Here is a 22,367-nt window from a genome sequence, read left to right as displayed (position 1 = left end):
TTGAGCTCGATGCAAAAACTATCGTCTTTCAATCAAAAAGCACAGCGCTAAACTCAGCCTCACACCTACCACCATCCAAGGCCCGCCCTATGCAACTGTCCCCTTTTCACTTGGCGATTCCAGTGTATGACCTGACCGCCGCACGGAATTTTTATGGCGAGGTATTTGGCCTGGAAGAAGGTCGCTCCAGCGACCACTGGGTCGATTTCAATTTTTTCGGCCATCAACTGGTGATTCACCTGGCACCGAAAAATGCCTCCCAGGAAGCCGCGCACACCAATGCCGTAGACGGCCATAACGTGCCTGTCCCGCATTTCGGCGTGGTCTTGAGCATGAGTGAGTGGGAGGCGCTGGCGCAGCGCCTGACCGCGCTGGGCACCTCGTTCGTGATCGAACCGGGTATTCGCTTCCAGGGCCTGGTGGGCGAGCAAGCGACGATGTTCCTCTTCGACCCTTGCGGCAATGCGCTGGAGTTCAAGGCGTTCAAGGACATCAGTCAGTTGTTTGCCAAGTGAACGCGTCCGCCTCGGCCAACAGCCCTTCGATTGAGCCGTGAAGCAGAGGGTCGTATTCGATCTGGCCGAGGCTGAAACGCAGGTCGTTGGCGCGATGGGCCGCGGCATTGCGCTCGGCGAGTATTTCTTCGATCCGGGCCTTGATCGCGGCGAGTTCGACCGTGCCTGACCCCGTGAGCAACGCGACAAACTTATCGCTTCCCAGTCGGCCGATGACATCGTTTTCGCGAAAGGCGATGCGCAGCACGTCAGCGAAGACTTTCAGCGCTTTGTCGCTCGCGGCCCGACCATACAGGTAGTGCGTGCGCTTGAAGTCATCAAGGTTGAACAGCAACAACGTAGCCGGTTTCTCCAGCCGCTGACAGGCGTCCACGCCTTGTTCGGCCAGCGTGGTGAACCCGTGGCGGTTGGGGAGCAGGGTCAACTCGTCCATGCTCGCCATCTGTACGCCCGACAGTTCTTGCTCGGCCTTGCGCGCCAGGTCACGCAGCCATTCGCGCTCTTCTTGCGGGGAACGCAAAGGAACGGCACCAGCACCTGGTTTGACCGGTTTGCCTGGGATTAGCATGGCTCACTCCATTGGCGGGTATGGTCTTTAGAGTCGGTCATACCCGCATTGACTCAGTGTTAACGGACCGCCGGTCAACTGCCCACCAGCGGACACGGCCCTCCCGCCTGCGCCCACAGCTTGAACTGCGTGACGAAGACGTCGTGAGGCACCGGCACCGGCGCCCTGCCCTCGCCGGGGTTCCAGCCCCACAGCACCAACTTGTCGTCGCTCACATGCTTGATCAGTGCGGCGAAATCACGGTCGCCATTGCTGGAGCGGTCTTTGATCATCGCGCATAACTTGTCGGCTGGCAGACCGATCCAGGCCATTTTGTGCGACGCGGGCGGCAGGCTCCAGTGCGGTGCCCCCGGTGGCGTGTGCGGCCCGTAGCTGGCCGGCGGGTTGGACTCGGCGTGACACGTTGCGCACGGCAAGCCGGCCGCGCCCTTGCCGTCCATCCCGCGTACCACGTTCATGGCGTGGGGAATCCCGGCGTCGAACTGCAACGGCGAATCATCCGGAATATGGCAGTTCTGACAACGCGGACTTTGAAAGACTTTCTGCACCGTATCGAATGCCTTGATGGCTTCCTTGTCGTCCGCATACAGGTCTTCTGCGTAGCCCGCCAGGCCGATCAACAGCACCGCGCCCAGCATCAAATGTCGTTTCATGTCACACCCCCGACAATTGCAGCGGTAGCTCGCGCAAGCGCTGCCCGGTCAGGGCGAACACGGCGTTGGCGACCGCCGGCGCTGTAGGCGGAACACCGGTCTCGCCGATGCCTCCGGGCTTGTCGCTGCTCGGCAGGATATACACCTCGACCACGGGCATTTCGTTCAGCCGCAGCACCTTATAATCGTGGAAATTGGACTGCACCACCTGCCCGCCCCTTAAGGTCAGTTTGCTGTGCAAAGCGAAGCTCAGACCGAAGGTGATGCACGATTCCATCTGCGCGGCGATGCTCTGCGGGTTGACCGCAATTCCACAATCCACGGCGCACACCACCCGGTGCACGCGGATTTTCAGATTGTCCTGGGACACTTCAGCGACCTGCGCCACATAGCTGCCGAACGACTCGTGTACCGCCACGCCCAACGCGTGACCGTCGGGCAATGGTGCGCCCCAGTTGGCTTTCTCGACCGCCAGATTGAGCACGCCCAAGTGGCGCGGGTGGTTTTTGAGCAAGGTTCGTCGGTATTCCACCGGATCCTTGCCGGCCGCCTCGGCCATTTCATCGATCAACGACTCCATGACGAACGCCGTGTGAGTGTGCCCGACCGAGCGCAGCCACAACACGGCGATGCCGGTTTTCGGTGAGTGCAGTTCCACCTGCTGATTGGCCAGGTCTTCGATGTATGGGCTATCGGCGACGCCTTCGACCGAGGTCTTGTCGACGCCACCCTTGACCATGCTCGCCTCCAGCATCGTGTCGGCCATAATCGACTGCCCGACCAGCACATGCTTCCAGGCCACCGGTAAACCGTCGGCATCCAGCCCGATGTTCGCCTGGTGCAGGAACATCGAACGGTAGTAACCGCCGCGAATGTCGTCCTCACGGGACCACACGGTTTTCACCGGTGCGCCCGCCGCCTTGGCGACCTGCACCGCTTCAGCGACAAAATCGGAAGTCGGATTGGCCCGGCGACCAAAACCGCCGCCGAGAAACTCGGTATGAATCTCCACCTGTTCGGGTTTTAGCCCGGTAATTTTTCCGGCGATCATTTGATCCAGCGTCTGAAACTGGGTGCCAGTCCAGATCTCGCATTTGTCCTTACTGATTTTCACCGTGCAATTGAGCGGCTCCATCGGCGCATGGGCCAGGTACGGCACGCTGTATTCGACGTCGAGCTTCTTCGCCGCTTTGCCCAGTGCGGCAGTTGCATCACCCGCCTTACTGGCGGAAATACCTGGTGTGGCGGCGAGTTTGCGGAAACTCTCCAGCAGTTTCTGGCTGTCCAGGCCGGTGTTCGGCCCCAGGTCCCAGTCGACTTTCAGCGCATCGCGCCCCAGTTTCGCCGCCCAGTAATGATCGGCAATCACCGCAACGCCCGTCGGCACTTGCACCACTTTATGCACGCCCGGCACCGCCAGTGCCTCGGCGCCTTCGAAGGATTTGACGCTGCCACCGAACACTGGCGGCCGGGCAACCATGGCGGTCATCAAACCGTCGAACTGCACGTCCATACCGAACTTGGCCTGGCCCGTAATTTTCTCCGGCGTGTCCAGGCGTTTGGTGGGTTTGCCGATGATCTTCCAGTCCTTGGCCTCCTTGAACTTGATCGAGGCCGGATCCGGCACCGGCAACTGGCCCGCGTCATCCGCCAGCTCGCCATAAGTGGCGCGCTGGTCGCCCGCGATGATCACGCCAGATTCGGTGCGGATCTGCGAAGGTGCAACATCAAACCGCTTGGCTGCCGCTTCGATCAACATCAGGCGTGCTGCCGCCCCGGCCTGGCGGTAGCGGTCGAACTCCATCCAGGTCGAGGTCGAGCCCCCGGTGATCTGCATGCCGCCAAAACCGGCCATTCCATACTCAGCGGCGGAGGCCGGTGCGTGTTCGACGCGGATTTTCGACCAGTCAGCGTCCAGTTCTTCGGCGATCAACATGGTCAGGCCGGTCCAGATGCCCTGGCCCATTTCCGAATGGCCGAGCAGCACGGTGACGCTGTTGTCGTTGCCAATCCGCAGGAAGGCATTGGGCACAAAAATGTTGCCTTGATTCTCCGCGCCCAAGGCAAAACGATGGGCACCGGGGATGACAAACGCCACCACCAGACCACTGCCCAACAGGGCGCTGCCCTTGAGAAAACCACGGCGCGACAACGGGTTGATGCTGTTCATGGTTTCAGGCTCCCTCAACGTCAACCCATCCCGGCGGCACGTTTGACCGCCGCGCGAATCCTTGGGTAGGTGCCACAGCGGCAGATGTTGCCGGAGAGCGCCTGATCGATGTCGCTGTCGGTGGGTTGGGGAATCTTCGCCAGCAACGCGGCGGCGGACATGATTTGCCCGGACTGGCAGTAACCACACTGCACCACATCGAGTTCGGCCCAGGCTTGCTGCACCGGGTGCGAGCCGTCGGTGGACAGGCCTTCGATGGTGAGGATTTTCTGTCCGTGGGACACGGCTGTAGCGGGCGTAATGCAGGAACGTAACGGCGCACCGTCGACGTGCACGGTGCAGGCGCCGCACTGGGCCATGCCGCAGCCGAATTTGGTCCCGGTGAGGTGCACAACATCGCGTAGCACCCAGAGCAGCGGCATGTCCGCCGGGACATCGAGCTCCTGATCCTTGCCATTGATGTTGAGGGTCAGCATTGTGATTGTCCTCAGACTCACGGTGTTCTGAAGGGCGTCGCTGTGTCAATCAACTGCCTACGCGCGCCTTGGGGTTCTCCCTTCAGCTAAGCGCAAAATGCCGGGCGAGACCGGTTCATCGACCACCGGTCACACAAAGGCCACCTCGATGGGCGGCCTTTGCGGGCGAAGGAGTTTGCTGTGGCAAAAGGGCTGTTGTGGCGAGGGGGCTTGCCCCCGTTGGGCTGCGCAGCAGCCCCCGATCACTTTCTGCTATACCGAGTTTGCAGATTTTACGACGGTTTCGCCGCCGAACGGGGGCAAGCCCCCTCGCCACAAAGGTCATCATCAACATTCGCGCAGCGGTGACTTTTTCGCGTACACCAGGGTGGCTTGGGGCACTAGACCCTTGGCGTGAACAAGATTGCCGTGTAGCGCGTCAGGAACAGGCCAAACGCCGCACACCACAGCAGCGCCGAGAGTCCCAGCCCTACCCCGGAAAACGGAACCAGCAACACCCGGCAGACGCCAGCGACGATCAGCAAGGCAAAGCCCAGCACCACGGTTTTCGACGGCTGCAACAGTCGCCCGGTGTGGCCAAGGCTGACGCGGGCAATCATCGCCAGGATCAACCCGCCGATGCCGCCCACGGCCAGCGCATGGGTGGCCAGACTTTGTTGTGGCATCAGCCCCGCATGCCACAGCGCCATCGCCAGCGCGGCCATCAGCAGCCAGGCATACGCCAGGTACAGCGACCACAGCAACGGCACCCGCCAAATGCCTCGATCATGCCAGCGCCACAAACGCAGCAGATGCAAAGTGCCCATCAGCAGAAACAACGCTGCCAACCACACCCTCGGGATATCGTTGAAACCACTGGCGAAGGACACCGCCGCCAGCAATGAACTCAGCAGCAGGATTTTAGTCGGCAGCGGATGCGCCGCAGGCGTGGCGGGACGGTTCAAGCCGCGCTGAATGAAAAACGGAATGACCCGCCCGCCAATCACTGTCATCAACGCCGCCACCAACCACAAGGCCGCCAGCACACCACGTCGCTGCAGCACGACGTCATCGGTAGCGATCCCCCACAGCGTCAGCGCCTGGCAGCCGGCTATCAGGGCCACCACCAACAAAATCGGATAGTTCTCACGCTTGCCGGCCGCCACCAAATCCCGACCCAACATCCACGCCAGCAACGGCAGAAAAGGTGTCTGCAGAGCAATCAACAGGGGTGCAGGGATCGGCAGCAACCACGCGAATCGCGCCAGCAACCACACCAGCACCAACCCGATCAAAGGCCAGCCGCTCAAGCCGGGACGCCCGGTCCAGTTCGGCACCGCCGTCAACAGAAACCCGGCGATGATCGCCGTGGCAAAGCCGAACGGCATCTCGTGCCGATGCCAGCTCAACATGCCGCCCATCGGTTGCGCACCGGGTAAGCGGCCATACAGCCAAAGTGCCCAGATCGCCACAGCGACGGCCGCAAACACAGCGCCGGCGAAAAAGAACGGTCGAAATCCGAGGCTGAATACCGGTGCAGCGGCGAGTTTTCTCATCTCAAGCCACCGCATGGGTCAGGCTTTTACCCAACCGATACTGAGCCAACAGGCGCATGACGTAGCCAATCTTGATTAAGGTCGGCCCGATGATGGTCATGGCATGCATCGACACCAACACCACGATCGGCAAATGACCGCCGTACAGGTAGGCGCCATAGATACCGGCCAACAGCATGGCCAGGCCAGCGCCGAGCACTTTGCTCGACAGGTTCAGAACGGTCAGAGGGTTATCGAAAAAATCGAACATTTTGCCGTACTCCTGAAGCGGGTCAGTTGTACGTTTTGAGTATCAAGTCTCGTGCCAGGTATTTAACCCTTTTCAATCAATATCTTGAGAAGCATGAAGTCATATCGACCACACCGAAAAATAGTCTATATGACTTTACATCTAGTCATTTTGACTTCTATTTTCATCAAGTTATCGATCTACGGTCCAACTGATCGTCGACAGGCTGACTACGCTGATAGTCCAGCATGAGTAACCCGTAGAGGAGCACCACCATGCAACGCGTGCAAAAACTGACTCCCTGCCTCTGGTTCAACACTCAGGCCGAAGAGGCGGCGAAGTATTACTGTTCGATCTTCGATCATTCAAAAATCACCGGCACCACTCATTACGGCAAGGCTGGCCAAGAGGTTCACGGCATGCCTGAAGGCTTGGTGCTGACAGTCAGCTTTGAGCTGGACGGGCAACCTTTTACCGGCCTCAATGGCGGCCCCCATTTCAAGTTCAATGAAGCGGTTTCGTTTCAGGTCAACTGCCAGACACAGGAAGAAATCGACCATTACTGGGGCACGCTTTCCGCCGGTGGCGAGCCGCAGGCCCAGCAGTGTGGCTGGCTCAAGGACAAATACGGGCTGTCTTGGCAAATCGTCCCGATCCCGTTCATGGAGATGTTGAAAGACCCGAACACGACCAAGTCCCAGCGCGCCATGCAAGCCATGATGCAGATGAAAAAGCTCGACATCGCAACCTTGCAACGAGCCTTTGACGGCGAGAGCTAATACACTCCAGGGCTGACCTGCCGAGGACGCCGACAATGAAGCACGCCGCTGCCAAAAACGCTGACAAGGCCCCGCGCTTCTGGCGTGATGACGCCCTGCCCTTCATCGAGGCCCGCTCCATCGCCGACGGTCGCGACGTCTGCTACACCCGGCATGCCCACGAGCACTTTTCCATCGGTGCGATCACGGCCGGGTGCAGCACCTACCTGCATGAGCAAGCCGCGTTTCAGGTCAGTACCGGCACCGTGGTGCTGATGAATCCGGACGACGTGCACGCCTGCAATCCGATCGACGACCAGCCATGGTCGTACCTGATGCTGTACGTCGAGACACCCTGGCTGACCGACTTGCAGCATCAGCTTGGCTTCAGCCAGGACTCGGCGTTTCGACGCTTTTCCACCACCCATACCCGCGATATCCAGCTGTTTACCGGCCTCAAAGGTCTGTACGAAATACTGGTCGATCCCCTGCAGGACGTGCTGTGCAAACACAGCGCGGCGGTGGAGTTTTTTACCGATGTACAGCAACGACTCAATCCGGTCGATCAACCGCTGCGCGAACCCAATTTCAAGCTGGAACGCGCTGCTGACTACATCCGCGACAACTGCACGCAGCTGCTCAAGCTTGAGGACATTTGCGAAGCGGCTCAACTGTCGCCGTCGTACCTGATTCGCGCCTTCAAACAGCATTACGGCATGACGCCCCATGCGTTTCTGGTCAACCGGCGTATCCAGTTCGCCCGAGATCAATTGCGCAGTGGCAAGTTGATTGCCGATGTAGCGCTGGAAGCAGGGTTTGCTGATCAGGCGCATTTTCAACGGGCGTTTAAACAGCATCTGGCGGCGACACCGGGGCAGTATCGCGGTTAACGCTTTAAGTTACGCACGGCCTTACACAATTAAAATACGTTAGTTTGGCGCTTACCAACTAACCGCTTCAACTGTTCCCGGAGAATGAAATACACAGACATATAAGCGCGATAACAATCCCCCGCACACTCAATTAGGCTCCCGCCCCACACCACAACCAGAAGACGGAGCTTCCAACTTGAGCAATTTAAACAACCCTCTCTTTCAATCGAACAACCAACATCAAAAAAAATTGATCATCGAAGCTATCTCCAACTTTAGTAGTGATCAATATGTAAAAGAAACTATAGGATGGGATTGGGGCCGTTTAGCAGCCACCCGCGTAACAGGCTCCGATCTGGATGACCTTCATCGTCCGGGGGCTTTTAGTTTGACGAGGCTTATCCGGCACCCTGACTTTGTACGGATCCGGTCCGAACAATCTCTCCCACAACCAGTGGCCTTTTACGTCGATGAAAATGCTCGTATTTATTACGTCTACGAAAATCTCAGCAGCCACCAAAGTGAGGACACTCACGTCACCGTCCCTTACTTTTCCGCGGGTGTAGACATCACCCAGCATTTCTCCGGTGTCGCGGATTTCGATGAAAGCCTTAGCTTGTTGGCCAGCATCGCCAAGATGACCGGCGGGATGGTTACGTCAAGCAAGCAGATTACAGTCAGTCAGTGGTTACGCTTCCACGGATTGCCACTTCCCACCACTGAAGAAGGTGCCGATGAACTCATTGATTTACTCAATTTCGCCACCCTTCCCGAAAACTCACCGTATGAGAACTACTGGCAGTTGCTGGATTGCCCCGAGGACTCACCGTTCAAGCTGACGGCAGAAAACCGCGCAATCATTCGTCGAGTCACAGAAGAAGAAACTGAAGGCTTGATCTCGTTGGCTGCGCTGTACGGTCGATCGGTGGTGCTCGAAAGCGGTTCTCCAGACCGGGTACCTGCCCGACTGAGCCGTCTGATCGACAGCGCGGTAGTGTCTTCGGCCAATGGACAAGCGTATTTCGACGCTCTCGGCTGGTTCGCCGAAGACAAAGATCCCAAGCCGACAGAGCAGTTCATAGAGCAACTAATGATTGCAGTGATGCTGCTCGACCTTGACCCTGACGCCGACATTGCCAACACCACGTTTGCAGGCTTTGACTTGTACTCCAAGCGTTACTTGTTGAGCCGGCCAGCGCAGGTGCGCCGGCAACTGGAACTGCATCTGGTCGATACGCTCAGGCTCGACACCCTGATCGCACCGCTGGTGGTCGAGTTGATTCTGGGGGGGATGGCGCCGGAGTATCTGGCCCTGGATCTGCCGGAGAAATTGCAGATCGGCACCCCTGGCTGGGTCGTCTTCACCCAATCCGTGCACTTTGCAGAAGCTGTCGCCCCTGGTATTTCTCGAAGCATGAGCTACCAGCACTTGCTCGGTTTCAGTCGGCTGTCGAAGCTCTCCCCTCAACTGGAGGCAATGTTTGCTGCGACCTCGGCTGACCCGGTGATGACCTGGGCAGTGATGAACAACCTGATCACCCAGGACGTCGGGGGCAAACTGAGCCAGGAGGCCGTTACCCTCGCGTTGGGTAAATACAACCAGTACGTCGATCTGATCACGAATGCCGTGAGCAAACTTGGCACACCATTACCCCATCGCAAGCCGCTGGCTCTAAAAGCATTGAAAGCAGAGATACCTGACTGTGACCCTGAGGAACTCCTGGTTAAACATCGTGGCACGGGGGGTGGCGCTGGAAGGAAGGTATCGGTTATCGATCTGTACTTGGGGGATGAACTTCACACCGAGGATTGGGACCGCCCCAGGGGAAACAGCATTTACCACTCATTCCCACAACTGACCAGTCTGTTTCCGATTTCCGATATATACGAAGAGGCTATAGACAAATATTACAGAGCAATAACCGAGGCACTGACCAGCAACATAGTCATTGCACTGTCGCACTTAAAACCCGAAGACTCCGACTACCTAGAGTACGGCGCTCTTGATATTTATTGCATTCGACAATATACAAAAACCACCTTTTCAGCTGCACGACCAGGCATTGTGACTGATCCTATTGTTGCCCCGGAAACGACGGGGCGTTTTGGCGTCATCCTGTGCGCTAAATGGCGCGATAACGTTCGGTGCTATGAAGTTTTTCCATTAAGACTGGAATGCAACCCCAATCAAAAACTTGAACCCCTGTTCCGTCCGCTGTCGGGTCGAGATCTGAATGACTTTGAGCCAGACCATGTTGATCACAAAATTATCGAGAACATTCCGGTCGATGTAGACGCCTATCTTCAAAACCTTGAACCACGGGTCAATGTCCATTCCAAAGTGTTTATCCGAAAAATCGGTGAACTCAAGGCGCCACTGGATGATGCAGAGCCGGCATCTCCCCCCGCTTATTTGCGGTCGCCGCGCAAAAAGGCCATCGGCCAGCTTATTGCTCAAGAAAACTCATATTTCACCGAAGATGAGCTGAAGCAATTGGGTTTCGATCAGACCGTACGGGAACGGGCCCTAGAAAAGACCGATGCAATCTTCAACAGCATTCTCAACCTGATCATTCCCTTCAAGGAGTGCATCGAAGAACTGTCCTCTGGGGTTGCGTCAAAGCAGAAGAGCGCAATCGCAGGGTGCGTCATGGACGCGGCACTGGTCGCTATGTCGTTTGCAGCCGTGCCGGGGAAAATTGCCGCCACCACTGCCAAAACTGCCACCGTGGCAACCCGGCTATTGTCTGCTTCCAAAGTGCTCAGCCGGACAATCCTCAGCCTGTTCAACCCACTGGATGGCGTGCCGCAATTGCTCAAGGGTGGCGGTAAATTGTTGGGGCGAGGCGCAACAACACTCAATGCTCAGATCCTTTCCATCTCACATGTTGCCAAGAAGCAACTGCGTCACCTGACCTTCGGGAACAGCTACGACCTGATTAAGGCAGTCGACCATACGGGATCGGCTCCACGGATCAGAATGTCGCTGGACACCATGGCCCATGGTCGCGCACTGCTAAAGGATGACAGTATTGAAACAGTCGAACAGATTGTCACTGCGTTGGGTAACAAGAACAGTCGCCTGCCGGATGGCGCTAGCCCAATCGAACTGGAACATCTGTTTAACAATGCGGTTATCGAATCCACCGTCAAACTCAAGCAGGCGCAAGGTCTGGAGACATTGATCGGCAGAACCGCACTGGATGAGCTGTTCTTAGCCGTTCTGGAAGCGTCAACACTTGGCTACTCCACTGCACGCGCCGGAAATGGCGCACATGGCTATGCCGATTTACTGGCCGCCTTTGCCGAGCTGGAAACGAAGAAAGTCATTTACATGAAGAGCTACCAACAGAATCTTTTGAAACAGGATCTGGGCAAGGTGCCCTATAACGACGTCATGCCGGAATCAACCTTCAACCCACAGGGTTTTACCGATAATGCCCAGAGAGCCGGGGCCTGGATCGTGAACGGTTCAACCTCCCGAGGTAACGACCTCGATAGCATGGTTGCAGTACTGCGCGAGTATGCAGGCAACAACAGAGCTCTGACTGATCCGGCCCTCATCAAAGAGGTGCACGCCCGAATTGCACCTGCTTCCGCCGAAGTTGTGCGCGTCGGATACAGCGACAAAAAATATGGAACGAATATCAGTGGGTTCGCCGCAATGGAACAGCATCTCAAAACACTCGATACCGGGCACGCCCACTTTGACAAACAGTTGCTGGCGACCGTTGTCGGTTTCCACGGCCTGGGCGACGGTAATGGCCGCACAGGTCGTGCGCTGTATGCCATCAGCCAACTACGAGCCAGTCGATTCACGCCGCTGACTAAACACGAGTTCAGTTTGCTGCACGGACTGGATTAAGACGAATGCTTGGGGCTGCGGTGCGTTCAGGATAACAGCAGATAAACCGCACTGCCCCCCAGCAACGACGCCATGAGCCGATTGAACAAACGCATACCGGCGGGGTTGTGCAAATAGCCCTGCAAAAATGTGCCCGCGTACGCCCAGCAAGCCACCGACAGATAACAGATCACCAGATACACCGCCGCAAACTGCCAGACCAACCGCGCCTCGCCGTCTGCGACGAAAGCGCCCATCCCCGCCACGCAGGCCAGCCAGGCTTTCGGGTTGAGCCATTGCATGACCGCGCCATACACCATCGATGGCGCCTTTCCCGACGCCTTGGCATCGAGACGACCATCGTCCGCCGCCAGTTTCCAAGCCATGAACAACAAAAACGCCACGCCCGCCCATTGCACCACCCGCGTCAACGCTGGCCACAACCGTAATATTTCATGCAGCCCCAGGCCCATCAGCACCAGCAACAACACGAACCCCAGCGTTGCCCCCGCAACGTGACGTTGACTGGCGCGAAAACCAAACTGCGCGCCCGAACTCAACGCCACAATATTCACCGGCCCCGGCGTTATGGACGCCACCAGCGCAAACGTCGCCATGGAGATAATCAGACTCATCGCATACCTTCTTCAATTCGGGGAAATCAGCGCTCACGGTACTGAGCGCTCAGCTCCACGTATTGAAGAAAACTGCCTAAAGAGTAACGACACGTTTTGTAGCAGCTGGCGAAGCCTGCGTCGGCCGGTCCGCGCTCGGGCGTAGCAGTCGTCGAACCGGACAGTAAGTTCTTTCAGGAGGACTGCTGTGCCTGGTTTACGAGGACTTCGTCCTCGAACGCAGCCTTCGGCAGCTGCTACACAGGTCGCGCGTTGATTCAATCATCCTCATGCAATTTGATGCCCCGAGCGTGGAGCAAATGCGGAACGATCAACACCAAAAGCGTCAGCGCGAGGAACGACGCGGCGATGGGTTGCGTGACAAAGATCAGCCAATCGCCTTCGCTAATGGACAAGGCGTTGCGCAATTGTTTTTCAGCCATCGGCCCCAGCAACATACCGACGATCACCGGCGCCACGGGGAAATCGAAACGCCGCATCAGCACCCCGCCCCAGCCGATGCCGAGCATCAGCAGCAGATCAAACGAAGAGTGGCGCATGCCGTACACGCCGATGGTGGCAAACACCAGAATGCCGGCATTCAAGTACGGCCGGGGAATCTGCAGCAGCTTGACCCACAACCCCACCAACGGCAGGTTCAGCACCAACAGGATGACGTTGCCGATGTACAGCGAGGCGACGAGGGTCCAGACCAGGTCACCCGAGGTCTGGAACAACATCGGCCCCGGTTGCAGGTTGTAGTTCTGGAACGCGGCCAACAAGATGGCCGCCGTCGCGGAGGTCGGAATGCCCAGCGTCAGCAGCGGCACCAACGAGCCCGTCGCGCTGGCGTTGTTGGCCGCCTCGGGGCCAGCAACCCCTTCAATCGCGCCCTCGCCCTTGCTGCCCGCAAACTCTTTCGGGTACTTGCTCAGCTTGCGTTCGGCCGAATAGGACAGAAACGTCGGAATCTCGGCGCCACCCGCCGGAATAGAGCCGAACGGGAAACCGATCAGCGTGCCGCGCAGCCAGGCCGGAACCGAGCGTTTCCAGTCGGCGCGGGTCATCCACAACGAGGTCAAGCGGTGCCGGCCGCTGCTTTCTTCTTTTTGATACAGCAGGCTGTACAGCGCCTCCCCCACGGCAAACAAGCCGACCGCCACCAACACCACTTCGATGCCATCCACCAACTCCGGCACCCCCAGCGTGTAACGGGCGATGCCCGAGGTCGAGTCCAGCCCGATCAAGCCGATAGCCAGGCCAACCCCAAGCGAGGCGAAACCGCGCAGCATCGACGCGCCAAGCACCGCCGACACGGTGGTGAACGACAGCACCAGAATCGCGAAATATTCCGCCGGGCCAAATTTCAGCGCCAGCGTGGCGACGACGGGGGCAAACAGGGTCAGCAGAATCGTGGCGATGGTCCCGGCCACGAATGAACCGATTGCCGCCGTGGCAAGTGCCGGCCCGGCCCGGCCGTTGCGGGCCATCAAGTTACCTTCCAGGGCCGTGACCATGGAGGATGACTCCCCCGGCGTGTTGAGCAAAATGGAGGTGGTCGAGCCGCCAAACTGCGCGCCGTAGTAGATGCCGGCGAACATGATCAGCGCGCCAGTGGGATCGACCTTGGCGGTGATTGGCAGCAACAGCGCGACGGTCAGCGCCGGTCCGATACCGGGCAACACACCAATCGCCGTGCCAAGCAAACAACCGATAAATCCCCACATCAGATTGATCGGCGACAGCGCGGCGGAAAATCCCATCGCCAGGCTTGCGAGAATATCCACCGGTTTGATCTCCTTCAGCCCGGCTCAGATCCAGGCGTTGACAAGGGGCGGCAGGGAAACCCCGAGCCCGACGTTGAACAGCCAGTAAATCGGCAACGTCAAGGCAATGCCGATGGCCAGATCCCGCAGAGGATGGCGACTGCCAAACCCACGTGCCGAACAGGCAAACAGCAGCCCGGCAGCGAGGACGAAGCCGATGAGGTTAATCAGCAACGCCACCCCCAGCAGCCCCGCCGTGACCCACGCCGCACCGAGTTTGCCACCGGGCAGTGCTTTGGCCGATTCCTCATCGTGGTCCGCCAATTCGCGAAAACCACCGGTGCAGGCTTGATAACTCAGCAGCAACCCGACGACACCCAGGAACACTGCCAGCCCAGAGGGATAGACATACGCGGGCAAAATGACGAAGCCCATCTCGGGCGGAAACCACCAGGCACCGACCGCCAGTACCGCACTGATGGCGATCAGGCCAAGGCCTATCGCCAACTGTGGCGGCACAATCTTGCGCATCCCGGTCATGTCAAAGTAGCCCGACGTTAACCAGCATCGCCCGCAGCCGCACGTGTTCTTCGTCGACAAACTTGCCGAATGCGTCGCCGGTCAACACGCTCGACGACCACGCGTTGGTTTTAATGTTGTCTTGCCAGGATTGGGTGTTGGTGGCAGCGACGACAGCGTCGGTCAGTTCTTTGCGCTGCTCGGGGCTCAGACCCGCTGCACCGTACACACCGCGCCAATTGCCAATGATCACGTCGTACCCTTTTTCTTTGAGGGTCGGAGCATCGATACCGGCAACACGCTCCGGCGCGCCGATGGCGAGGACGCGGAACTGGCCGTTCTTGATGTATTGACCCAATTCGGCATAACCGCCAGTGATCACTTTGAGCTGGCCGCCGAGTGCCTGAGCAACCACTTCGCCGCCACCGCCGAAGGCGACGTAATTGACCTTATTGACCGGGATATCCATTTTGCCGGCCAGCTCGGCGATACCGATGTGATCGACCGACCCCTTGGAGCCGCCGCCCCATGTGATGCTGGTCGGCTTGGCTTTGAAGGCAGTCAACAAGTCGTCCAGGGTTTTGAACTCGGACTCCTTGCGCACGGCAATCACGTTGTATTCGGTAAACAGCCGGGCAATCGGTGTCACGTCCTTCAGGGTAATTTGCGGTTTGTTCTGTTCAATGCCCGAGACCATGATCGCGCCCACCACCAGCAACGCATCCCCATCTCCTTTGGTGCTGTTGGCAAACTGCGCCAGGCCCAGCGTACCGCCTGCGCCACCCTTGTTTTCGAAGGTGACGGCCTTGGCAACTTTGGCCTCGATCATGGCTTTGCCCAGATCTCGTGCGGTCTGGTCATAGCCGCCACCGACAGAACCGGGGGCCATGAACTTGACGGTATCCAGCGCCAGGGCGGGTGTTGCGAGTGCGGCAGCGGTGATAGCCACGGCAGCGGCGAAATTGAAACGACGGAACAAAGCGAACATGAGTGGACTCCTGATCTTGTTTTTGTTGGTGCCGGTTGAATCTCGCTCAGGAGCAACCCCTGCTCACTGAACATGCGTCTGTGAACAAGCGTAGGTCATGGATTCGTTTGGGGGAGTCCTGTTACCGAAGAGGCACTTCCTTCGACCCGTCAACCACCTCGGGGGCAAGAGTTTGCGCGGGTTTCGTCAGGCGGATTTTGCGGGCGATGTCCACAAAAGGCGTCACGATCAGGCTGTACACCGTCAGGTAACGCTGATGATCCGCGTCGCCGGTGCCAAAGCGGATCGCCTCGGGTTTGGAAGTGGTGACGTAGAGCGTGCCGAACATCCAGTCCCAGAGCGACAGGTTGATACCGAAGTTCTTGTTGATGTGTTTCGGCGCGTCGCTGTGATGAATCTGGTGCTGGGCCGGGCTGTTCAGCACATGTTCGACCACGGGGCCAAACGACAGCCAGACATGGGTATGGCGCAGGTTGGCGGCAAAACCGTTGAGGATCAACACCATCCAGGTCACGCCAAACAGGGTGTAGCGGCTGATTTCGCCGCCACAGGCGTACCAGAAGATCCCGGCAAAGGCACCGATGCACAGCGTATTGGTCACCTTCTCGACAATTTTTTCCACAAAGTGAATCCGGCTGGCAGTCGCCGGGACCAGCACCGGCGCCGAATGGTGGACCTTGTGGAAATCCCACAGCCAGCGGGTATGAAAGGCCCGGTGGCCCCAATAGTTGGCGAAATCCTTGACCATGAACACGCCCAGGCCATAGATCAGCGACAACGCTGGGTGTTCCTCGACTTGCAGGCGCGCGCCCCACAGCTCAGTGAAAAAACGCACGTAGTCGCCGGAGCGCAGGATATAGGCGTCCACTAGGCCGAAGATGGGCAGCACCAACATGACTTTCAGAATGGCGCGGACGAAGTAGTAGCGGTAATCCAGCAACGCCGAGCGATGCAGGTGAACCCGGCGGCCACCGATGAATTGCCAGAACGTAGAGGCGTGGGTCAATCCGCGGGATTTGCGGTAGCGGAACAGCGCATAGGCGACGCTGTAGGACGTCATGAGAAACAGCAAGCCGAAGCGGCCGTTCAAATCGAAAATGCCGAAAAACTGGTCGGCGACCGGCTCGATCACCCACCTGGACAAATAGTCATAAAAAAAAGTCAGTACTTCCACGAGCGACGGGCCTCCGGCAACGGAAGCGAAGTGTAGATCATTCTCAATTGCAAAAGAAACGTCGTTGCGCCAGTCCCGTTACGTATAAGCCTCGACCACTCGCTTCACCGCCATCAGCGCCTCTCGAAGCGTGTCCATACCCACCGAGCCGAGCGCCAGGCGGATCGCATGCGGCACATGGACAGAGGTGGCAAACGGCTCGGCGGTCGAGACCGAAACGTGCTCGCGCATCAAGGCCATGGCGATCTGGTCCGCCCGTGCATCCTCCACCAGAGGCAGCCAAAGAAAATAGGACGAGGGATGGCGAACCACGCTCAGTCCCGCCAGCACCTCACTGGCCAAAGCCTGCCGGGCCTGGGCATCAGCGCGCTTTTGCGCTTCCAGCGTGCTGACCGTTCCATCGTCGAGCCATGCGCAGGCGATGGCCGTCATGACGCCCGGAGTGTTCCAGGTGGTCGCCCTGATCGTGCGCTCCAGTGCGGCCACCCTTTGCGCCGGTGCCGCGATAAAACCCACGCGCAGACCGGTGGCGACGTTCTTGGAAAAACCGGACACGTAGACGGTCCGTTCCGGGGCCAGCTCAGCAATGGGCGGAGGCGCTTCTTCGGCGAGAAACGCATAGGCCCCGTCCTCAATAATGTGCAGGTCATGCTTGCGCGCAATCGCCACCAGGTGTTCGCGTTGATCGGCGGCCATCACCCAGCCCATCGGGTTATGCAGGGTCGGCATGGTGTAGACGGCACGCACTGTCCGGCTGCGGCACAGTTTTTCCAGCGCCTCAAGATCCGGCCCCTGCGCTGTGACGGGGATGGCCACGATTTCAAGGTGCAACGCTTCGGCCAGCACCTTGAAGCCCGAATAGGTCAGCGCATCGGCCGCGATCACGTCACCCGGTCGCAGCAGCGCCATCAGCGTCACTGCCAGGCCATGCTGCGCGCCACTGACAATCAATACCTGCTCAGCTTGAACCGTCAGACCACGGCTACTCAAATGGCGCGCGATGGAGGCGCGCTCATGCGCACGCCCGGCATGGGGCTGATAGCGCAAGTGTGATTCCAGGTCGCCGGACAACGCCAGTTGACGCAAGGCATTGCGCAACAGATCGCCTTGCCCCGGCAGCGAGGGATAGTTGAAGTTGAGGTCGATAACCCCTGCCGCGACGTCTGGCTGATCAATGCCATGACTGGGTGGCAACGAGGTCTCGCGGACAAACGTCCCGCGCCCGGTTTCGCCACTGACCAGCCCCATGGCTTCCAGCTCGGCATAGACCCGGCTGGCCGTGACCAGCGCCAGGCCTTCGCTTACGGCCAACTGGCGGTGCGTCGGCAAGCGTGTGCCGGGCAGCAAGCGCCCCGAGTGAATATCGGCAGCAAAAGTGTCAACCAGCGACTTGTAGCGAGAGCGTGGCATCGTGGGATGTATCCATGACAATTTTTTGATTGTTCTTAATCCTGGATCATAAGATGCCATTCACGCAACCCGACACGGAGACGCAAAATGGAAAGGACCTCAACGCTCAAAAGCCCGACGCTGGACAAGCACGCAAGCGGACTGATCAATGGCTTCATCGGCGTGCTGATCTTCAGCGGCTCGCTGCCCGCCACCCGCGTGGCCGTGCTCGAATTCGACCCCGTGTTTCTGACGGTCGCCCGCGCCACCATCGCCGGCGTGCTGGCGCTGTGCATGCTGTGGCTGTTCAAGCAACAGCGGCCGGCGCGCAGCCAGTTGCTGTCGTTGGTCATCGTCGCAATGGGTGTGGTGATCGGCTTCCCGCTGCTGACGGCGCTGGCGTTGCAGTACGTGACGTCGGCGCATTCCATCGTCTTCGTCGGCCTGCTGCCGCTCGCCACCGCCGCCTTCGGGGTATTGCGAGGTGGCGAGCGCCCACGGCCGGCGTTCTGGTTTTTTTCGGTGCTGGGGAGTTTGCTGGTGATTGGCTTCGCCGTTTCGCAGGGGCTGAGCGCTTCTCCCGTCGGTGACGTCCTGATGCTGCTGGCGATTCTGGCGTGTGGCCTGGGGTATGCCGAAGGCGCCAAGCTCTCCAGAACACTGGGCGGCTGGCAGGTGATTTGTTGGGCCTTGGTGTTGTCGCTACCGCTGATGGCCGCATTGACTTGGTGGCGGATGCCCGTTTCGTTTTCCGGGATCAGTGTGCCGGCCTGGTTGAGCCTGGCGTATGTATCGCTGTTCAGCATGTTGATCGGTTTTGTGTTTTGGTATCGCGGATTGGCGCAGGGCGGGATTGCGGCGGTGGGACAGCTTCAGTTGTTACAGCCGTTTTTTGGCTTGGCGCTGGCGGCGACGTTGCTGCACGAACAGGTCAGCATCGGCATGCTCGTGGTCACCGTGGCCGTGATTTTCTGCGTCGCGGGCGCGAGAAAATTCGCCAAATGAAAGTGTACTGCGGCTTGCGTTCATGGCTGTACCGGGCGAGCCGCACACAGTCCATGATAAAAATGGCGCTCTCGTTTGCGGAGACTCGCCATGGACCTCGCCACCCTCACCCTTTTCCTCCCGGCATGCTTTGCCCTGAACATGGCGCCCGGCCCGAATAACCTGCTGTCGGTCAGCAACTCGACGCGTTACGGCTATCGCACCTCCTGTGTGGCCGGGATCGGTCGGTTACTGGCGTTTGCCGGCATGATCGCCCTCGCCTCCGCCGGATTGGCGGTGGTGCTGCAAACCTCCGAAATGCTGTTCTACGGGATCAAGATTCTCGGCGCGGCCTATCTGTTTTACCTCGCCTGGCAATTGTGGCGCGCTGATCCTGGCGCCGAGCGCATTGACACCCGCGCCCCTGTCGGCGTGCTGGCCTTGGCGCGGCAGGAGTTTCTGGTGGCGGCCGGCAACCCTAAAGCCATCCTGATTTTCACCGCATTCCTGCCCCAATTCGTCGACCCGACCCGTGCGGTGACACCGCAATTCGCGTTGCTCGGCGCGCTGTTCCTGATGCTGGAATGGATCGCGATCAGTGCGTACGCCTACATGGGGCTGCACATGCGTCGCTGGTTCGCCGAGCCTTCCGGCAAGCGGATTTTCAATCGGTGCTGCGCGGGGTTGTTGTCGGCGGCGGCTTCAGTGTTGTTGATGGCGAAGCGGGTTTGATCAAGCGGGTGTGACGGTCCTTTCAGATGCAATCCTGTGCGGCGCGTTCAAAACTCGAAGGCAGGAAGTTCGAGGCCAGCAAATGGCGCTCGTAGATGAATACCTTGCCACCCTTCCCGGCCTTGTAGGCTTCCAGCACGTTGTCCGTCGATACCTTACTAGGCACCACGATTCGGTAGCTGCGCGAGGTTTGCGAGACAGTCGGGTTCAACGCACTGCCCTGCAATTTCGGCACGACGCAGTCGGCGTATTGAGCAGGGGTCTTGCTGGTCTGCAAGGTCAGGGTCGGCGCGTTCGGTGCGGAGGCACAACCGGCGAGCAACAAAGGGGCAAACACCATGGCAGGCACGAATAAAGGGCGCATCAGTCTCATCCTGAAAATAAACGGTTCGGTTCATCAATGGAGGCGATTTTCCGACTATCGTCGACAAAGCAGAACTTGCGTTTCGTAATGGTCACTATTACTCCCGGCAATAGTTGCGCGCCGTGCAGACGGATACGCACCCGATTACAACTGGAAAAGATTGATGAGGATCTCTCCTTGAGAACTTTTGACTTGATCCGCGACGCCGTTTTACCCGATTTCCGTGACCGGGTGGCCGAGTACCTGGTCGAATACGAAACCGTACTGTTGTGCGAAAACACGCCTGATTCGGAGCTTGTGCGGGCCACCGCCAATCAGTTGCGCGGCTATTTGCGCGGGTTGAACACCATGCGAGTGCTGGGCATGGCGGATTGGGAGGAGCTGGATCGGCGGGTGGTGAATACGTGGCTTTAGCACACACATGCGGACTTACTACCTATCCCTCTGTGGCGACGAGCTAGCCCTGCGCCACAGAGGGTCGTGCTTACTCCTTAAGCTCGACGTGATCCAACGCCTGATTCACCGCCAACTCCCCCAACATGACCACTTGCGTAATACCCAACAGGGTCTTGCGGTGTGAGTTATCCAGTAGCGCCGCAAAATTGCTGAGCATGGTGGTGGCCGATCCCAGTGATTCGCTGGCGTTGGCCAGCAGGGATTCGGTGTCGTACTTAGGATTGGCAAGGAACATGGGCTCAGGTTCGTGGGTGCTGGCCATGATTTGGGCCGCCGGGTTGAGGTAATGGTCGAGGGCGCGTTCCGCCGCCTCATGGAATTTTTTGGAATCGAGGGATTCGTAGGGCGATGCCGGATCGGTATCCGGTGGGTTGGGTGTTGGTTTGAACATAGATGAATCCTGTTTCGAATAACATTGAGGAGCCATCACCCTCGCTACCAAACGATGGGTGGCGGCCATGCGTGGGTTGGTAGACCGGTCGAAACAGGAAACCCGGCGCTCACAATGGAGCCCCACGCATGACCACCATAAAGCTGAGTCCCAAAAAAGAGACTGCAAAAGGTGTCGTCATGCGACTGTTTCGAAGCGGGCTACCAAACCCGATCACTGTTTTTCAGTGACCGGGAAACGATATAGTCGGCCCAACAGTCGCACAAGCCGGCGGATTCTGTCTTACCCGTAGGCGATGACGCAAGGCGTTGTAGCCTTCGGGTGGTAACAGGAGGCTTCGTTTAAACAGGCAGGATTTTTGTTGTTTAAGCGCCAGCGAGAATGAGGCCGTCAGTCAAACGAAACCCCTGTAGGAGCGGGCTTGCTCCTACAGGGTTTTGTGTTTTATCTGATGGCCGCTTTAACCGGTCCCTGATAATAAGGCAGCTTATCAATCCGTGGTTTATAGGCGCCCGTGGCTACACTGCGCTGGACATGCGCGGCGATCTCATCCATTCGTGCAAACCAGACATCACCTTTGGCCATCATGTATTCGATCAACTTCGAAACTTCATGCCATCGTGACAAACGACCGGAAAGGAAAGGATGCCAGACAGGTACGAAGAGAGCGCCATACTCCCAGGCAGCATCGAACTCGGCCTTGAACACCTCGACGGCGCGTTGCGGCGATTGAATCGGCATCTGAAAATCAAGGTCGATGCTGTGCATGTACTGAGGCCAGTCATCCAGCGCCCAACTGGATGGAAGCTCCACCAGCTCGCCCACACCCGTGCGCAACAGGTAAGGCACGTCATCCCCCATCAAAGAGGCGTCATAACTGAAGCCTCGCTCGATCAGCAAGTCAGCCGAGTGCTCTGACATATTGTAGAGGGGAGCCCGCCAGCCTCGCGGTGCCTGGCCAGTGAAGCGCTTGATGGTGTCGCAACCCCGATCGAGCCAATAAGCTTCTTCTTCCCGGGTCAGCTCGTTTGGATGTTCATGTATGTAGCCATGGTGAGCAATTTCGTGCCCACCTTCGACGATCGCCTCAATGGCCTCCGGGTATTGTTCGATGCACCAGGCCGGGATGAAAAACGTTTGTTTAATTTCGAAGCGCCGATAGGTTTCCAAAATCCTTGGAATGGCCACTTTCGGTCCATAGTGCAGCATGGAAATACTGGCAACCCGTGTCGCGGAATCTTTGGGGTGCGCCACATGCAGAATGCTGTCCGCATCCATATCAAAGGTAAAGGCTACAGCGCAGCGCGCACCGTTTGGCCAGACAATAGGATTCTCAATCATGCTTAATCACTCGTTGATATTAAAAGTTA

At 58.4% G+C, this 22,367-nt stretch carries 22 protein-coding genes; 7 read left to right on the top strand and 15 right to left on the bottom strand.

Annotated features, from left to right (window positions below; genetic code table 11):
• Window positions 1–89: 89 nt before the first annotated feature.
• Complete coding sequence (locus tag ACWGZX_RS26980; RefSeq protein WP_452626206.1) at window positions 90–515, top strand: VOC family protein; 426 nt, start codon at window positions 90–92, stop codon at window positions 513–515.
• Here ACWGZX_RS26980 and ACWGZX_RS26975 read toward each other — a convergent pair.
• The 6 genes from ACWGZX_RS26975 to ACWGZX_RS26950 all read right to left on the bottom strand — a co-directional run bounded on the left by ACWGZX_RS26975 (window position 493) and on the right by ACWGZX_RS26950 (window position 6,167).
• Window positions 493–1,083 carry a GGDEF domain-containing protein gene (locus ACWGZX_RS26975; protein ID WP_452626205.1) on the bottom strand — a complete coding sequence of 197 codons (591 nt, stop codon included), beginning with the start codon at window positions 1,081–1,083 and terminating at the stop codon, window positions 493–495. The genes ACWGZX_RS26980 and ACWGZX_RS26975 overlap by 23 nt on opposite strands.
• 74 nt (window positions 1,084–1,157) lie before the next feature.
• A complete protein-coding gene (locus ACWGZX_RS26970; protein WP_452626204.1) occupies window positions 1,158–1,736 on the bottom strand; it encodes a hypothetical protein in 579 nt (192 codons plus the stop codon).
• 1 nt (window position 1,737) lies between these two features.
• The gene (locus ACWGZX_RS26965; protein ID WP_452626203.1) at window positions 1,738–3,906 is read right to left on the bottom strand and encodes a molybdopterin cofactor-binding domain-containing protein; all 2,169 of its coding nucleotides are present in this window, start codon (window positions 3,904–3,906) and stop codon (window positions 1,738–1,740) included.
• Window positions 3,907–3,926: 20 nt separating this feature from the next.
• Window positions 3,927–4,382 carry a (2Fe-2S)-binding protein gene (locus ACWGZX_RS26960; protein ID WP_223520855.1) on the bottom strand — a complete coding sequence of 152 codons (456 nt, stop codon included), beginning with the start codon at window positions 4,380–4,382 and terminating at the stop codon, window positions 3,927–3,929.
• A gap of 380 nt (window positions 4,383–4,762) precedes the next feature.
• The gene (locus ACWGZX_RS26955; protein WP_452626202.1) at window positions 4,763–5,917 is read right to left on the bottom strand and encodes an NnrS family protein; all 1,155 of its coding nucleotides are present in this window, start codon (window positions 5,915–5,917) and stop codon (window positions 4,763–4,765) included.
• A gap of 1 nt (window position 5,918) precedes the next feature.
• Window positions 5,919–6,167: a transmembrane sensor/regulator PpyR gene (locus ACWGZX_RS26950; protein WP_452626201.1), complete on the bottom strand. Its 249-nt coding sequence runs from the start codon at window positions 6,165–6,167 to the stop codon at window positions 5,919–5,921.
• A 254-nt stretch (window positions 6,168–6,421) separates the two neighbouring features.
• Between ACWGZX_RS26950 and ACWGZX_RS26945 the strand changes: the two genes are divergently transcribed.
• The 3 genes from ACWGZX_RS26945 to ACWGZX_RS26935 all read left to right on the top strand — a co-directional run bounded on the left by ACWGZX_RS26945 (window position 6,422) and on the right by ACWGZX_RS26935 (window position 11,641).
• A complete protein-coding gene (locus tag ACWGZX_RS26945) occupies window positions 6,422–6,925 on the top strand; it encodes a VOC family protein (protein ID WP_452626200.1) in 504 nt (167 codons plus the stop codon).
• 35 nt (window positions 6,926–6,960) lie between these two features.
• Window positions 6,961–7,794 (top strand): helix-turn-helix domain-containing protein, encoded by an 834-nt coding sequence (locus tag ACWGZX_RS26940; RefSeq protein WP_452626199.1) that lies wholly within the window; start codon window positions 6,961–6,963, stop codon window positions 7,792–7,794.
• Window positions 7,795–7,972: 178 nt separating this feature from the next.
• The gene (locus tag ACWGZX_RS26935; RefSeq protein WP_452626198.1) at window positions 7,973–11,641 is read left to right on the top strand and encodes a hypothetical protein; all 3,669 of its coding nucleotides are present in this window, start codon (window positions 7,973–7,975) and stop codon (window positions 11,639–11,641) included.
• A 26-nt stretch (window positions 11,642–11,667) separates the two neighbouring features.
• On the opposite strand, the gene ACWGZX_RS26930 is transcribed toward ACWGZX_RS26935, so the two are convergent.
• From ACWGZX_RS26930 to ACWGZX_RS26905, 6 genes are all read right to left on the bottom strand, one after another.
• Complete coding sequence (locus ACWGZX_RS26930; protein WP_452626197.1) at window positions 11,668–12,255, bottom strand: LysE family translocator; 588 nt, start codon at window positions 12,253–12,255, stop codon at window positions 11,668–11,670.
• Window positions 12,256–12,512: 257 nt separating this feature from the next.
• Window positions 12,513–14,021 (bottom strand): tripartite tricarboxylate transporter permease, encoded by a 1,509-nt coding sequence (locus ACWGZX_RS26925; RefSeq protein ID WP_223520874.1) that lies wholly within the window; start codon window positions 14,019–14,021, stop codon window positions 12,513–12,515.
• A 24-nt stretch (window positions 14,022–14,045) separates the two neighbouring features.
• Window positions 14,046–14,540, bottom strand: a complete 495-nt coding sequence (locus ACWGZX_RS26920; RefSeq protein WP_452626196.1) for a tripartite tricarboxylate transporter TctB family protein — start codon at window positions 14,538–14,540, stop codon at window positions 14,046–14,048.
• Window position 14,541: 1 nt separating this feature from the next.
• A complete protein-coding gene (locus ACWGZX_RS26915; RefSeq protein ID WP_452626195.1) occupies window positions 14,542–15,507 on the bottom strand; it encodes a tripartite tricarboxylate transporter substrate binding protein in 966 nt (321 codons plus the stop codon).
• A 121-nt stretch (window positions 15,508–15,628) separates the two neighbouring features.
• A complete protein-coding gene (locus ACWGZX_RS26910; protein WP_452626194.1) occupies window positions 15,629–16,681 on the bottom strand; it encodes a sterol desaturase family protein in 1,053 nt (350 codons plus the stop codon).
• Window positions 16,682–16,759: 78 nt separating this feature from the next.
• Window positions 16,760–18,091: an aminotransferase-like domain-containing protein gene (locus ACWGZX_RS26905; protein ID WP_452626193.1), complete on the bottom strand. Its 1,332-nt coding sequence runs from the start codon at window positions 18,089–18,091 to the stop codon at window positions 16,760–16,762.
• A gap of 87 nt (window positions 18,092–18,178) precedes the next feature.
• On the opposite strand from ACWGZX_RS26905, the gene ACWGZX_RS26900 reads away from it, so the two are divergent.
• Complete coding sequence (locus ACWGZX_RS26900) at window positions 18,179–19,075, top strand: DMT family transporter (protein WP_452626192.1); 897 nt, start codon at window positions 18,179–18,181, stop codon at window positions 19,073–19,075.
• A gap of 90 nt (window positions 19,076–19,165) precedes the next feature.
• Window positions 19,166–19,786, top strand: coding sequence for a LysE family translocator (locus ACWGZX_RS26895; protein WP_452626191.1), 621 nt, complete (start codon window positions 19,166–19,168; stop codon window positions 19,784–19,786).
• Between the two features lie 22 nt (window positions 19,787–19,808).
• Here ACWGZX_RS26895 and ACWGZX_RS26890 read toward each other — a convergent pair whose 3' ends face one another.
• Window positions 19,809–20,150 (bottom strand): YajG family lipoprotein, encoded by a 342-nt coding sequence (locus ACWGZX_RS26890; RefSeq protein WP_223520892.1) that lies wholly within the window; start codon window positions 20,148–20,150, stop codon window positions 19,809–19,811.
• Window positions 20,151–20,327: 177 nt separating this feature from the next.
• Between ACWGZX_RS26890 and ACWGZX_RS26885 the strand changes: the two genes are divergently transcribed.
• Window positions 20,328–20,564 carry a hypothetical protein gene (locus ACWGZX_RS26885; protein WP_452626190.1) on the top strand — a complete coding sequence of 79 codons (237 nt, stop codon included), beginning with the start codon at window positions 20,328–20,330 and terminating at the stop codon, window positions 20,562–20,564.
• 70 nt (window positions 20,565–20,634) lie between these two features.
• On the opposite strand, the gene ACWGZX_RS26880 is transcribed toward ACWGZX_RS26885, so the two are convergent.
• The gene (locus ACWGZX_RS26880; RefSeq protein WP_452626189.1) at window positions 20,635–20,997 is read right to left on the bottom strand and encodes a DUF6124 family protein; all 363 of its coding nucleotides are present in this window, start codon (window positions 20,995–20,997) and stop codon (window positions 20,635–20,637) included.
• Between the two features lie 444 nt (window positions 20,998–21,441).
• Entirely contained in the window at window positions 21,442–22,338 is an 897-nt protein-coding gene (locus tag ACWGZX_RS26875; RefSeq protein ID WP_452626188.1) for a polysaccharide deacetylase family protein, read from the bottom strand.
• Window positions 22,339–22,367 lie beyond the last annotated feature (29 nt).

It is taken from the genome of Pseudomonas sp. CLCA07 (genome assembly GCF_053615335.1).
Note: the sequence above shows the minus strand (reverse complement) of the source record. Positions and strands in the feature narration are given on the sequence as shown.

Coding starts and splice junctions, on each gene's coding strand:
- ACWGZX_RS26945 (WP_452626200.1), top strand. CDS start 6,422: ATGCAACGCGTGCAAAAACTGACTCCCTGCCTCTGGTTCAACACTCAG.
- ACWGZX_RS26880 (WP_452626189.1), bottom strand. CDS start 20,997: ATGTTCAAACCAACACCCAACCCACCGGATACCGATCCGGCATCGCCC.
- ACWGZX_RS26960 (WP_223520855.1), bottom strand. CDS start 4,382: ATGCTGACCCTCAACATCAATGGCAAGGATCAGGAGCTCGATGTCCCG.
- ACWGZX_RS26965 (WP_452626203.1), bottom strand. CDS start 3,906: ATGAACAGCATCAACCCGTTGTCGCGCCGTGGTTTTCTCAAGGGCAGC.
- ACWGZX_RS26905 (WP_452626193.1), bottom strand. CDS start 18,091: ATGCCACGCTCTCGCTACAAGTCGCTGGTTGACACTTTTGCTGCCGAT.
- ACWGZX_RS26950 (WP_452626201.1), bottom strand. CDS start 6,167: ATGTTCGATTTTTTCGATAACCCTCTGACCGTTCTGAACCTGTCGAGC.
- ACWGZX_RS26955 (WP_452626202.1), bottom strand. CDS start 5,917: ATGAGAAAACTCGCCGCTGCACCGGTATTCAGCCTCGGATTTCGACCG.
- ACWGZX_RS26900 (WP_452626192.1), top strand. CDS start 18,179: ATGGAAAGGACCTCAACGCTCAAAAGCCCGACGCTGGACAAGCACGCA.
- ACWGZX_RS26920 (WP_452626196.1), bottom strand. CDS start 14,540: ATGACCGGGATGCGCAAGATTGTGCCGCCACAGTTGGCGATAGGCCTT.
- ACWGZX_RS26890 (WP_223520892.1), bottom strand. CDS start 20,150: ATGCGCCCTTTATTCGTGCCTGCCATGGTGTTTGCCCCTTTGTTGCTC.
- ACWGZX_RS26980 (WP_452626206.1), top strand. CDS start 90: ATGCAACTGTCCCCTTTTCACTTGGCGATTCCAGTGTATGACCTGACC.
- ACWGZX_RS26875 (WP_452626188.1), bottom strand. CDS start 22,338: ATGATTGAGAATCCTATTGTCTGGCCAAACGGTGCGCGCTGCGCTGTA.
- ACWGZX_RS26930 (WP_452626197.1), bottom strand. CDS start 12,255: ATGAGTCTGATTATCTCCATGGCGACGTTTGCGCTGGTGGCGTCCATA.
- ACWGZX_RS26915 (WP_452626195.1), bottom strand. CDS start 15,507: ATGTTCGCTTTGTTCCGTCGTTTCAATTTCGCCGCTGCCGTGGCTATC.
- ACWGZX_RS26940 (WP_452626199.1), top strand. CDS start 6,961: ATGAAGCACGCCGCTGCCAAAAACGCTGACAAGGCCCCGCGCTTCTGG.
- ACWGZX_RS26895 (WP_452626191.1), top strand. CDS start 19,166: ATGGACCTCGCCACCCTCACCCTTTTCCTCCCGGCATGCTTTGCCCTG.
- ACWGZX_RS26975 (WP_452626205.1), bottom strand. CDS start 1,083: ATGCTAATCCCAGGCAAACCGGTCAAACCAGGTGCTGGTGCCGTTCCT.
- ACWGZX_RS26970 (WP_452626204.1), bottom strand. CDS start 1,736: ATGAAACGACATTTGATGCTGGGCGCGGTGCTGTTGATCGGCCTGGCG.